At 64.0% G+C, this 11987-nt stretch carries 11 protein-coding genes and 1 tRNA gene; all 12 read right to left on the reverse strand.

Going from position 1 to position 11987, the window contains the following annotated elements; all coding sequences use genetic code 11:
- Positions 1 to 9 precede the first annotated feature (9 nt).
- The 12 genes from ACLF6L_RS07930 to ACLF6L_RS07985 all read right to left on the reverse strand — a co-directional run bounded on the left by ACLF6L_RS07930 (position 10) and on the right by ACLF6L_RS07985 (position 11901).
- On the reverse strand, positions 10 to 1398 hold the full coding sequence (locus ACLF6L_RS07930) for an AmpG family muropeptide MFS transporter (RefSeq protein ID WP_412851360.1): 1389 nt from the start codon (positions 1396 to 1398) through the stop codon (positions 10 to 12).
- Positions 1399 to 1485: 87 nt separating this feature from the next.
- Positions 1486 to 1562 (reverse strand) — tRNA-Pro (locus tag ACLF6L_RS07935).
- 72 nt (positions 1563 to 1634) lie between these two features.
- On the reverse strand, positions 1635 to 2000 hold the full coding sequence (locus tag ACLF6L_RS07940) for a MerR family transcriptional regulator (protein ID WP_238616932.1): 366 nt from the start codon (positions 1998 to 2000) through the stop codon (positions 1635 to 1637).
- Complete coding sequence (gene ihfA, locus ACLF6L_RS07945; RefSeq protein WP_238616931.1) at positions 1978 to 2280, reverse strand: integration host factor subunit alpha; 303 nt, start codon at positions 2278 to 2280, stop codon at positions 1978 to 1980. Before ihfA ends, ACLF6L_RS07940 begins: the two co-directional genes overlap by 23 nt.
- 3 nt (positions 2281 to 2283) lie before the next feature.
- Positions 2284 to 4662, reverse strand: a complete 2379-nt coding sequence (gene pheT, locus ACLF6L_RS07950) for a phenylalanine--tRNA ligase subunit beta (RefSeq protein WP_412851361.1) — start codon at positions 4660 to 4662, stop codon at positions 2284 to 2286.
- 28 nt (positions 4663 to 4690) lie between these two features.
- Positions 4691 to 5710, reverse strand: a complete 1020-nt coding sequence (gene pheS, locus ACLF6L_RS07955) for a phenylalanine--tRNA ligase subunit alpha (protein WP_090206202.1) — start codon at positions 5708 to 5710, stop codon at positions 4691 to 4693.
- 105 nt (positions 5711 to 5815) lie between these two features.
- Entirely contained in the window at positions 5816 to 6172 is a 357-nt protein-coding gene (gene rplT, locus ACLF6L_RS07960) for a 50S ribosomal protein L20 (protein ID WP_238616929.1), read from the reverse strand.
- 25 nt (positions 6173 to 6197) lie between these two features.
- Entirely contained in the window at positions 6198 to 6395 is a 198-nt protein-coding gene (gene rpmI, locus ACLF6L_RS07965; protein WP_008931335.1) for a 50S ribosomal protein L35, read from the reverse strand.
- Between the two features lie 110 nt (positions 6396 to 6505).
- Complete coding sequence (infC, locus tag ACLF6L_RS07970; protein WP_238617033.1) at positions 6506 to 7024, reverse strand: translation initiation factor IF-3; 519 nt, start codon at positions 7022 to 7024, stop codon at positions 6506 to 6508.
- A 3-nt stretch (positions 7025 to 7027) separates the two neighbouring features.
- A complete protein-coding gene (gene thrS, locus ACLF6L_RS07975) occupies positions 7028 to 8959 on the reverse strand; it encodes a threonine--tRNA ligase (protein ID WP_412851362.1) in 1932 nt (643 codons plus the stop codon).
- 268 nt (positions 8960 to 9227) lie between these two features.
- Positions 9228 to 9596 (reverse strand): DUF4870 family protein, encoded by a 369-nt coding sequence (locus ACLF6L_RS07980; RefSeq protein ID WP_008931338.1) that lies wholly within the window; start codon positions 9594 to 9596, stop codon positions 9228 to 9230.
- A 94-nt stretch (positions 9597 to 9690) separates the two neighbouring features.
- Positions 9691 to 11901 (reverse strand): PepSY domain-containing protein, encoded by a 2211-nt coding sequence (locus ACLF6L_RS07985; protein WP_412851363.1) that lies wholly within the window; start codon positions 11899 to 11901, stop codon positions 9691 to 9693.
- Between the last annotated feature and the right edge of the window lie 86 nt (positions 11902 to 11987).

Below are 11987 nucleotides of genomic sequence, written 5' to 3' on the forward strand. Positions count from 1 at the left end.
CGCTCCATGTTATCCGTCGCCATCATCGGGGCGGCCGGGTCTGACCATCCGATCGGGATTGGCCAGGCGGGCAATCAGTACCGCCAGCACGATGGCCGGCAGGCCGACGAGGGCCGATGACACGAAGAACCAGACCCAGCCCACCTGCTCGGCCAGAAGCCCGGTAAAGCCCGCCAGAAACTGACCCGGCAGCGTCATGATGGAGCTGAACAGGGCGTACTGGGTCGCCGTATAGGCGCTATTGGTGAGGCTCGACAGATAGGCAATGAACACGGAAATGGCCAACCCCCCGCTGATATTGTCCGCCATGATGGCAAAGACCAGACCATACAACTCCGGACCCAACCCGGCCAACCAGGAAAAGGTCAGATTGGTCAGGGGAGCCAGACAAGCGGTGGCGATGAGCATCCGGGTGATGCCGAAACGCATCACCAAAAGCCCTCCCAGGGCGGCCCCGGTCAGGGTCATGGCCAGGCCGAAGGCCGCGGCCACGTTGGCGATCTCCGTCTTGGTAAAGCCCAGGTCCAGATAGAAGGGATTGGCCATCACCCCCATGAAGATGTCGCTGATGCGAAACAGGGCCACGAACAGCAGCACCAGCAGGGCCGTCCTGCCGTACCGGTGCCAGAAATCGGCAAAGGGACAGACCACCGCGCTAATGAACCAGGCGGTGAAGCGGCGGCGCCAACCGCGATGGGGGGTACGATCCAGATAGTCCACCACCCGCTGCTCCAGTTGCCGGGTGCCGCCATCGATGATCACTTCCGGCTCGCGGATGATCAGGGTGGTGATCACGCCCACGGCCATCAGCGCGGCCATCACCCCGTAGGAGAGGCTCCAGTCCCCCACCGCGGCCAGATGCAGGGCGCCTGCCCCGGCGGCCAGAAGGGCCACCCGGTAACCAAAGATATAGGAGGCCGCCATGGCCCCCTGCCGGTCCCGGCTCACCGCCTCGATGCGATAGGCGTCGATGGCGATGTCCTGAGTCGCCGACCCGAAGGCGGTGAGCACCGCCCAGACGGCCACCAACCACAACTGCTCGCGGGGATCGGTCAGGGCAATGCCCAAAAGCCCCAGGGCGATCACCCCCTGGGCCAGGATCATCCAGGCCCGCCGCCGGCCCAACAGACGGGTCAGGAACGGCAGGGGCATGCGGTCCACCACCGGTGCCCAGAAGATTTTGATGCTGTGGGCCATGCCCACCCAGCTCAGGAAACCGATGGCGGCCAGTTCCACCCCCAGATCCCGCAACCAGGCGGTGAACGTGCCTCCCACCAGCAGCAGCGGCAAGCCGGCGGCAAAACCCAGGAACAGCATGCCGATGACCCGGGGATGCCGATAGACGGACAGGGCGCCGCGCCAGTCCCGGCGGTGTTCTGGAACGACCTCGGTACTCATGATGCGCGGCACCCCCGGCAAGGTTCGCGGGAACAGGACGAATGACGGGCACAAAAAACCCGGCCCTAGGCCGGGTTTTTCGGGATTTGGTCGGGGCGAGAGGATTTGAACCTCCGACCACCTGCACCCCATGCAGGTGCGCTACCAGGCTGCGCTACGCCCCGAGAAAGTGCAGCATTATAGGGGGTATATTTTCATTTGTGAAGGTTTTTTCAGTCAAAATTCCGAATATTTTTTCACGAGGACTTCTGCCGCAGGATATGCAGGATCTCCTCCAATTCCAGCCGCATCTGTCGGATGATCTGCTGGCTCTGGGAGGTATCCTCACGGGCCTCCTGCCCCGACAGTTTCTGTCTTGCGCCGCCGATGGTATAGCCCTGCTCATAGAGCAGGCTGCGGATCTGCCGGATCAGGATGACATCCTGTCGCTGGTAATAGCGGCGGTTGCCTCGCCGCTTGACGGGCTTGAGGGAGGGGAATTCCTGTTCCCAATAGCGCAGCACATGGGGTTTGACCCCGCACAGCTCGCTGACCTCCCCGATGGTGAAATAACGCTTCCCCGGAATGGCCGGGAGTTCGCTATTGTTGCCCGCTTCCAGCATAGGACTCGACCCTCGCCTTCAGTTTCTGACCGGGACGAAACGTCACCACGCGACGGGCGGAAATGGGGATTTCCTCACCGGTCTTGGGATTGCGACCGGGTCGCTGGTTTTTGTCCCTGAGGGTGAAGTTGCCGAATCCGGACAACTTCACCTGCTCCCCCGATTCCAGGGCGCTACGGACTTCCTCGAAGAAGAGCTCCACGAGCTCCTTGGCCTCACGCTTGTTGAGCCCGAGTTCTTCATGCAGCCGCTCCGCCATCTCCGCCTTTGTCAATGCCATCGATCAAGCTCTGAGGGTCGCCCCAACCTCTTCTTGTAATTTGGTCACGATGCCGTGGATCATCTCGTCCACTTTTTCGTCGGTAAGAGTGCTGGATAAATCCTGTAAAATCAAGCCTAAAGCGAGACTTTTTCTACCTTCCGGCACACCCTGCCCAGTATACACGTCAAACAGGTTCACACCCTTGAGGGCCTCGTGACCGGCGCCCTCGATGATTTCCACCACCCGGGCGGCCGGCAGGGCGGCATCCACCAGCAAGGCCAGGTCACGACGGATGGCCGGGAACCGGCTCTGCTCCCGGAATCGGGGCAGACGGCCCCGGCAGACCTTGTCCAGGGACAGCTCGAACAGGAACACCGGCATTTCCAGGTCCAGCTCGGCTTCCAGCGCCGGGTTCAGGGCGCCCACCCAGCCCAGGGACTCTCCGTCCAGCACCAGTTCCGCGCTCTGGCCCGGATGCAGTGCAGGATGGCGGGCGGCCCGCCAGCTCACCCGCCGGTCCAGCCCTGCCAGGGCCAGCAGGGATTCCACATCCCCCTTGAGATCGAAGAAGTCCACCGGGCGCTCGGCCTGCCCCCACTGGGCCGGCAGCAGGGCACCACAGATCAGGCCGGAGACGACCTTTTCCTGTTTCAATGCATCGCCTTCGGGCACGAACCTCAATCCCGTCTCGAACAGTCGCACCCGAGTCTGCTGACGATTGAGGTTGTGCCGGGCCGCCTTCACCAGCCCCGGCCAGAGGGTGGTGCGCATCACCGCCAACTCCGAAGAGAGGGGATTGGCCAGCTTGAGCGGTCGGGTATCCGGGGAGAACCGGGCTTCCAGGGCCTCGTCCACGAAACTGAAGGTGATGGCCTCCAGATATCCCAGGTCGCACAGACGGGACCGCAGGCGCCGAGGATCCACCCGCGCCTCGTCCAGCCAGGTGATGCCGGGGCGGACCAGGGGCAGCTCGGAAGGCAGATCGTCATAGCCATGAACCCGGGCGATCTCCTCCACCAGGTCTTCCTCGATGGCCAGATCGAAGCGGAACGAGGGCACCGTCACCTGCCAGGCCTCCCCTGCCCCGCTCACCTCGCAGCCCAGGGCCACGAGGATCTCCCGCATCCGCTCGGGCGGCAGCGCCAGGCCCAGCAGACGACTCACCCGGGCAGGCCGCAGGGTAATGGGCGCGCGCACCGGCACCTGGGATGCCTCCTCGGCGACAGTGGCCGGTCCCGGGGTACCGCCGGCGATCTCGCATAGCAACTGCGTGGCCCGCTCCAGGGCACGCAGGGGCAGCGCCGGGTCCACGCCCCGCTCGAAACGATGGGAGGATTCGGTATGCAGCCCGTGATGACGGGCACGCCCCGCCACGGCCGTGGGCACGAAGTGGGCCGACTCCAGGAATACATCCCGAGTGTCATCGGTCACGCCGCTGGCCTCGCCGCCCATGATGCCCGCCAGGGCCAGCAGCTTGCCTTCGTCGGCGATCACCAGATCATCGCCGCCGAGGGTGAGCGGCTGGCCATCCAGCAGTACCAGGCTTTCCCCGGCCCTGGCCCGACGCACCACGATGGCACCATTGAGCACGGCCAGATCGAAGGCATGCATGGGCTGACCCAGTTCCAGCATGACGTAGTTGGTCACATCCACCAAGGGACCCAGGCTGCGGACCCCGGCCCGGCGCAGACGTTCCTGCATCCACAGCGGCGTGGGCGCGGCGGGATTCACGCCCCGGATCACCCGGCCGGCATAGCGCGGACAGTCCGCGGCCGCCTCCAGGCGCACCGGAAAGACGTCCTCGCAGGCCGCCGGCACCGCCGGCACCTCAAGCACCTTCAGGGGCCGACCGGTCAGGGTCGCCACTTCCCGGGCCACCCCGGCCATGCTCAGGCAATCGGCCCGGTTCGGCGTCAGGTCCACTTCCAGAACCAGGTCATCCAGCCCCAGCAGTGCACGGATGTCCATGCCCGCCGCCGGTTCGTCCGGCAGGGACATGAGACCTTCATGGGCCTCGGACAGACCCAGCTCGCGAGCGGAACAGAGCATGCCGAAGGACGGCACCCCCCGTAACTTGGCCTTCTTGATCTTGAAATCACCGGGCAGGACCGCGCCGACCCGGGCAAAGGGGGCGCGCATGCCCACGTGCACGTTGGGGGCGCCGCAGACCACCTGCACCGGCTCGCCGCTGCCGTCATCCACCTGACAGACCCGCAGCTTGTCTGCGTCCGGATGAGGGTCCACGGCAATCACATGGGCCACCACCACGCCGGTAAAGTCCTGCGCCACCGCCGTGACGGCGTCCAGCTCCAAGCCCGCCATGGTCAGGCGATGGCCCAGGGCGTCCACCGCCAGGCCGTGATCCACCCACTGACCCAGCCACTGATTACTGATTTTCATAGATACTCAACCTTGGATTCGGAATGGGTTAGACGAACTGGCGCAGGAAACGGATGTCATTGTCGAAGAACAGCCGCAGGTCGTTGACCCCATAGCGCAGCATGGCCATGCGCTCCACTCCCAGCCCGAAGGCAAAGCCGGAATAACGTTCGCTGTCGATGCCCACATGCCCCAGCACATTGGGATGCACCATGCCGCAGCCCATTACCTCCAACCAGCCGGTCTGCTTGCAGACCCGGCAGCCGTGGCCGCCGCATTGCACGCACTGGATGTCCACCTCGGCGGAGGGTTCGGTAAAGGGGAAATAGGACGGCCGAAACCGGGTCTTCAGATCGTTCTGCTCGAAGAAGGCCCGCAGAAAGGCGTCCAGCACGCCGCGCAGATGGGCAAAGGTCACCTGCTCATCCACCACCAGCCCCTCCACCTGATGGAACATGGGACTATGGGTGAGATCCGAGTCGCAGCGATAGACGCGACCGGGGGCGATGATGCGCAACGGCGGCGCCTGGTTTTCCATCACCCGCACCTGCACCGGCGAGGTATGGGTGCGCAACAGGGTGGTGGCATCGAAATAGAAGGTGTCGTGCATCGCCCGGGCCGGGTGATGGGACGGGATGTTGAGGGCCTCGAAATTGTGGTAATCATCCTCCACCTCGGGACCTTCCGCCACCGCAAAGCCCAGCTGCTCCAGCAGGGCCTGGATGCGCTCGATGGTCAGGGTGACGGGATGCAGGCCGCCGGGCTCCTGACGCCGCCCCGGCAGGGTGACATCCAGGGTCTCCGCCGCCAGACGGGCCTCCCGAGCCGCCAGTTCCAGGGCCTCGCGGCGCGCCTCCAGGGCTTCGGCCACCACCTGCTTGGCCTGATTGATGGCCTGCCCGGCCTCCCGGCGCTGCTCCGGTGGCAATGCCCCCAGAGACTTCAACTGTTCGGTGATGACGCCCTTCTTGCCCAGGTAGTGCACCCGCAGCTCATCCAGATGGCGCAGATCGGCAGACGCCCGGATCGCTGTGAGCGCCGCGTCGGTGAGATTGGAAAGGGATTCCACGTGGAGCTTCCGTCGTTGCGTTGAAAACAAAAAGGGGAAAGGCCAGGCCTTTCCCCTTTTGACGTTCCCGCCCCGCCGTGCGGGGCAGGCCTGCGTCCGCAGTGCTTACGCCAGGGCAGCCTTGGCCTTCTCGGCGATACGGCCAAAGGCGGGCAGGTCATGCACTGCCAGATCAGCCAGCACCTTGCGATCAATCTCGACGCCGGCCTTGTTCAGACCGTCGATCAGACGGCTGTAGGACAGGTCGAACTCACGGGCCGCGGCATTGATGCGCACGATCCACAGGGCGCGGAACTGACGCTTGCGCTGACGGCGGTCACGATAGGCGTACTGACCGGCCTTGGTGACGGCCTGCACGGCAACGCGATAGACGTTCTTGCGGGCACCATAGTAACCTTTCGCCTTGTTCAGCACCTTTTTGTGCTTGGCGTGGGCGGTTACACCTCTTTTGACTCGGGCCATGCTCTAAACTCCTGGGTGACTCGGCTCAGCCGTTGGGCAGCATCTGACGCACGGCGGCCACATCCGAAGCATGGATGTGGGCGGCGGAACGCAGGTGGCGCTTACGCTTGGTGCTCTTCTTCGTCAGGATGTGACGACGATGGGACTGGGCACGCTTGAAGGCGCCCGAGCCGGTCTTGGTGAAGCGCTTGGCGGCGCCCCGATTGGTCTTCATCTTCGGCATCTTTGAACTCCGGATGATGTCGCCTGGTTGACGACATGTTGGTCGAGACGCACAGGTGTACCGTGACCCGTGCATCCGTTTTATTGTGGCTACCGGCTACTGCCGACTGCTCACTTCTTCTTGGGACTGATCACCATGATCATCTGGCGACCTTCCATCTTGGGGCGCTGCTCCACCGTGGCCAGTTCGCCCAGATCGGCTTCGATCCGGTCGAGCAACCTTGCACCCAGCTCCTGGTGCGCCATCTCGCGACCGCGGAACCGGATGGTGACCTTGCATTTGTCACCATGCTCCAGAAAGCGGTTGAGATTGCGAAGCTTGACCTGGTAGTCGCCTTCGTCCGTTCCCGGACGGAACTTGACTTCCTTGATCTGAACCTGTTTCTGATTTTTCTTGGCAGCCTGCGCCTTCTTGCTGTGCTCGAACTTGAATTTACCGTAGTCCATGACTCGGCAGACCGGTGGTTCGGCCGTCGGCACGATTTCCACCAGATCCAGATCCGCCTCTTCGGCAATTCTCAGAGCTTCGCGAGTCGGCATGACCCCCATGTTCTCGCCGTCTTCACCAATCAGGCGCACCTGGGGAACATTGATCTGCTCGTTTAATCGGTTCTCTTTACCAGCGCTGATATGTCAATCCTCCAAAATGGAATGGCCGCGGCTCGCGGTTTCGAGGGAGAGACGCTGAATCAGGGAATCGATCTCCATCGACCCCAGGTCTCGCCCATCGCGCGTGCGCACGGCGACTGTACCCGTATCCTTTTCCCGGTCCCCCAGGACCAGCAGATACGGCACTCGTTGAAGCGTATGCTCGCGGATTTTAAAGCCGATCTTCTCGTTTCTCAAGTCCGCCTCGGCGCGGAACCCCTGCTCGCGCAGCAGATCGGCCACCTGACGGGCATAATCGCCCTGTCGATCGGTGATGGTGAGCACCTGCACCTGCACCGGCGCCAGCCACAGGGGGAAGTGACCGGCATAGTGTTCGATGAGCACGCCGAAGAAGCGTTCCACGGACCCCAGCAGGGCGCGATGGATCATGATGGGCCGTTTGCGGGTGTTGTCGTCCGCCACGTATTCCATGTCGAAGCGCTCCGGCAGGTTGAAGTCCAACTGCACGGTGGAGCACTGCCATTGACGGCCGATGGCATCGCGGATCTTGATGTCGATCTTGGGGCCGTAGAAGGCGCCGCCCCCCTCGTCCACGTCATAGGCCAGTCCCTTCTTCTCCAGGGCCGCCCGCAGTGCGGCGGTGGCGTGCGCCCAGATGTGATCGGAACCCACGGCCTTGTCCGGGCGGGTGGACAGGTTGATGTCAAAGTCCTCGAACCCGAAGGCCTGCAGCACCGCCAGGGTGAGGTCCAGAATGCGCAGGATCTCCGCCTCGATCTGGTCCTCTCGACAGAAGATGTGGGCATCGTCCTGGGTAAAGCCACGCACCCGCATCAGGCCGTGCAGGGCACCGGACATCTCGCGGCGATACACGGTACCCATCTCCGCCCAGCGCAGGGGCAGGTCCCGATAGGAACGCAGCCGGTCCTTGTACACCAACACATGGAAGGGACAGTTCATGGGCTTGAGCTGGAAGGCCTGGTGCTCATCATCCATGGGCTCGTACATGGACTCGGCATAGAAGTCCGCGTGCCCGGAGGTCTTCCACAGTTCCAGATTGGCGATGTGGGGAGTGTAGAGGAACTCGTACCCTGCCCGCTCGTGCATCTCGAACCAGAACTGCTCGATGGCGCGACGAATGCGGGCGCCGTTGGGGTGCCAGAACACCAGACCGCCGCCGGCATCCTCCTGGATGGAAAACAGGTTCAGCTCCTGACCGATGCGACGATGATCGCGGCGCTCCGCTTCCGCCAGGCGGTGGAGATAATCCTCCAACTGCTGCTTGTTGGGCCAGGCGGTGCCGTAGATGCGCTGGAGCATCTCGTTTCTGGAGTCCCCGCGCCAGTAGGCGCCAGCCACCTTGGTGAGCTTGAAGGCCTTGAGCTTGCCGGTGCTGGGCACGTGCGGCCCTCGGCACAGGTCGGTGAAATCACCCTGGCTGTACAGGGAGATGTCCTCATTGGTGGGGATGTCGGCGATGATCCGGGCCTTGTATTCCTCCCCCTGTTCGCGGAAGAATGCCACCGCCTCGTCACGGGGCATGACCCGACGCTCCACCTTCAGGTCGGCCTTGGCCAGTTCCTTCATCTTCGCCTCGATCTTTTCCAGATCTTCCGGATGGAAGGGGCGCTCGTAGGCGAAATCATAGTAGAACCCGTCCTCGATCACGGGACCGATGGTCACCTGGGCGCCGGGATAGAGGGTCTTCACCGCCTGGGCCATGAGATGGGCGGTGGAATGGCGGATCATGTCCAGCCCTTCCGGATCCCGGTCGGTGATGATGGCCAGACGGACATCGTCCTCGATCAGATGGGACGCATCCACCAGGCGATCGTCGATCCTGCCGGCCAGGGTGGCCTTGGCCAGACCGGGACCGATGTCGGCGGCCACCTGGGCCACGGTGACGGGCGCATCAAAGCTGCGCCGGCTGTTGTCGGGGAGGGTGATGACGGGCATGCGGAATATCTCCTGCGCCGGCCTGTACGAGGGGTCGTGCGCTGTTCGTGATGAAGGGAAAACCCCGTGGGAATGGGCGTCGGCCTGCTCATCCCGGGGTAAGGATGACCGGCGGCCCGGCCGTTGTCGGCGTCTGAACCCGACAACGGCACTCAGGCTAGCGAAATTGATGAAAAATCACAAGTCATCCGCGAGAACCGGGCGTCAGTCGCGGCCAAGGGCCTCTCCCACGGGGGCTGCTACCCAAGCCGTTCCCGGAACGCGTCCATCACCAGGACCAGCGTTCGGGATGAGTCACCGCCTGACCCTCGCCCAGGGCCTTCAATCCCTTCACGCACCGAATGATCAGCCAGACAAACCAGAACAACAGCACCAGATACCCGATCAGGACAAACGCCAGCAACACGCCCACGACCATGTACACCAGCCCCATCCAGAAAGTGCGGATCTGGAAATCATAATGGCTTCTCAACCAGCCACTGCTGTCCCCCCGATAGACATAGGCCACGATCACACCGATCAGCCCCGTCAGACCGACGATGGGCGAGATCAGATACAGCACATAGATGATCTTCGGCATCAGGGTCTGATCCTTGCCCGGCTGTCCAGCCGCCGTGTTTCCAGAAATCTCCGACATGTCCGGTTCTCCCATGAGGTTGAGACGACACTACCGGCCCGCCCCCGCGGTCGGCAGAAAGGCACAGGATAGCATTGGGCCGAGAAAGCACCACTCAGTCGATCAGATCCATCCGCAGCTTGCCGGCGGCCTCCCATTCCCCGAGGCGCCGGGCCGCCTGATCCAACGTCAGCCCCTCACGCGCCGCCAGGATCTGCGCCAGGGCCGTGCGCACCCCCTCTCCCAGGGTCCGGGCATTGCCGCAGACATAGATCACCGCGTCACGGTCCAGCACCCAGTCCATCAGCGTGTCGGCGGTGCCATGCAACCGGTCCTGCACATAGCCGCCCCCATCCGGATCCCGGGAAAACACCGCATCCAGCCGGTGCAGATACCCGTCCCGATGCCAGGCTTCCAGCTGCTCGCCATGGAAGAAATCCCCGGCACGCTTGCGATTGCCGAAAATCAGCCAGGCCGGACGGCGGGATTTCCGGCAGGCCTGCTCGGCGATGAAGCCGATGAACGGGGCAATCCCGCAACCAGCGGCCAGCATGATCATCGGCCGTTCCGGGTCCTCGGGAGGATTGAAATCCGGATGGGCACGCCATTGCCCCTCCAGCACGTCGCCCTCCTTGAGTTGCCGGCACAGCAGACCCGAAGCCTTGCCCAGCCGCTGCGACCCATCCGCCTCCCGATGGGTCACCAAGGCCACGGTCAGCAGGATCGAACGTGGATCATCCTCCGGCGTGCTGCCGATGGAATAGGGTCGCGCCGGCTCACCGGCACCAGGCCGCACCAGCAGTAGATCCCCCGGCCGGAACGCCAGCGGCGCGGCGCTTTCAAACCGCAGGCTCCAGACCTCATGGGTATCCGGGTCGGTTGGGTCATTGAGTTGGCGACGCTCCCGCAGGGTCAGCCGGACCGGCAGGTCCCCCCGGGGCGCGGCCACGTCGCCAAGACCGATACCCAGCAGGGCGGCCACCCGGTCCAGCCATCGGCGCCAGTCCGCCGCCGGATCCCCGTCCACTTTCACCATGGGCAGGGTTTCCTGGCCTCCGGCGGCCAGCAGGGCCGCGCGCAACTGCTCGCCCCCCCGACAGAAGTGGGTATAACCGCGATCCCCCAGGGCCAGGACGGAAAACCGGCAACCGGCCAGATCCGCCCCCTCCAGGGTCTTGAGAAACGAACGCGCCTGTTCCGGTACTTGCCCTTCACCCGCCGTGGACGCGATCAGGAACACCTGACGAAACCCCTTGAGTTCCACCGGGGTCAGCCCCGCCAGCGAGGCATGCATCACCCGGGCACCCCCGGCCTGCAGGGCCTGACGGGTCAGATCGGCGAGCCTGGCTGCCGTCCCGGTCTGACTGGCGTGGGCCACCAGGATATCCGCATCCGCGTCACCGCTGCGCCGGCGACCCTGGCGGATACGTCGGGCCCAAGACCAAAGCCCTGTCCCCATCAATCCCATCAGGAGCACGGACGCCAGCAGATTGAGCAGGCCGGACCAGGCACCGGCCCAGGTGCCTTCATGCAGGGACTTCACCAGGCCCGGGAAGCTGTCCTGCCGGATCACTCCATGACGGCTCACCACGTACACCGCCTCGCCGGCAGGGTCCACCCCCCGCACCGCCGCGGCCGAGTTCTTCACCCGAGTCACTTCCCTCACACCGGACAGATCACCGGTGGCCATGGCCGTCTCAATGGCGGGCGCCATGCCCATGCGCGGGTCCTCGGGATATAGCGGCGGCAGCTGGGGCGTGCCGATGTGCAAGGACATGAGGATCCCGGTCACCGAGACCATCAGTACCAGCGGCAGGGCCACCCAGCCGCCCACCACATGCCAACCCATGAGGGTCCGGCGCAACCGGGGCCAGGCCAGGAAGGGGCCGACAATGATCACCAGCACCATCAGGTAGGTGGCGATCTCCACCACGATGGCGGCATTCAGCAACAGGTCCTTGTGCAGATGTTTGATGGTATTGAAGAAATCACCCTGCTCGCCGCGAGGCTCCAGCGCTTCACCGGTGCTCAGGTCAAAGCTCATGAATTGGGAGCGGCTCTGCTGGCGGAACTCCAGCAGCACCACATCGCCCGCCTCCACCGCCACGGACCGCGCCCGCTGCCCGGGATCGACCTGGTTGAGCAACCGCACCAGCGCGGCGGCATCCGCCGGCGTCTCGGCCGCGGGCCCGGAACGCAGGTCATCCAGGATGGGATCAAAGGAGAGGATCGCCCCGGTCACGATGATGAGGGCGAACAGAGGCAGCAGAAGCAGGCTGAGCCAGCGGTGCAGCCAGCTCAGTGTCCGTTTTAGGCCTGGGGTCATGGGTGTTGTCCTTGATAAGGTTCAATACGCCTTTTTATCATGTACGCATGACGGCATGATCCGTTGACCCGGCCATCCGGCTGCCT

The sequence above is a fragment of the Ectothiorhodospira shaposhnikovii genome (assembly GCF_047222355.1).
GTDB lineage: Bacteria > Pseudomonadota > Gammaproteobacteria > Ectothiorhodospirales > Ectothiorhodospiraceae > Ectothiorhodospira.

What these genes read in the sequence shown, in the direction of transcription:
- ACLF6L_RS07940 (WP_238616932.1), bottom strand. Translation starts at nt 2,000, where the DNA reads ATGCTGGAAGCGGGCAACAATAGCGAACTCCCGGCCATTCCGGGGAAG.
- rpmI (WP_008931335.1), bottom strand. Translation starts at nt 6,395, where the DNA reads ATGCCGAAGATGAAGACCAATCGGGGCGCCGCCAAGCGCTTCACCAAG.
- rplT (WP_238616929.1), bottom strand. Translation starts at nt 6,172, where the DNA reads ATGGCCCGAGTCAAAAGAGGTGTAACCGCCCACGCCAAGCACAAAAAG.
- pheT (WP_412851361.1), bottom strand. Translation starts at nt 4,662, where the DNA reads ATGAAAATCAGTAATCAGTGGCTGGGTCAGTGGGTGGATCACGGCCTG.
- ihfA (WP_238616931.1), bottom strand. Translation starts at nt 2,280, where the DNA reads ATGGCATTGACAAAGGCGGAGATGGCGGAGCGGCTGCATGAAGAACTC.
- ACLF6L_RS07985 (WP_412851363.1), bottom strand. Translation starts at nt 11,901, where the DNA reads ATGACCCCAGGCCTAAAACGGACACTGAGCTGGCTGCACCGCTGGCTC.
- thrS (WP_412851362.1), bottom strand. Translation starts at nt 8,959, where the DNA reads ATGCCCGTCATCACCCTCCCCGACAACAGCCGGCGCAGCTTTGATGCG.
- ACLF6L_RS07930 (WP_412851360.1), bottom strand. Translation starts at nt 1,398, where the DNA reads ATGAGTACCGAGGTCGTTCCAGAACACCGCCGGGACTGGCGCGGCGCC.
- ACLF6L_RS07980 (WP_008931338.1), bottom strand. Translation starts at nt 9,596, where the DNA reads ATGTCGGAGATTTCTGGAAACACGGCGGCTGGACAGCCGGGCAAGGAT.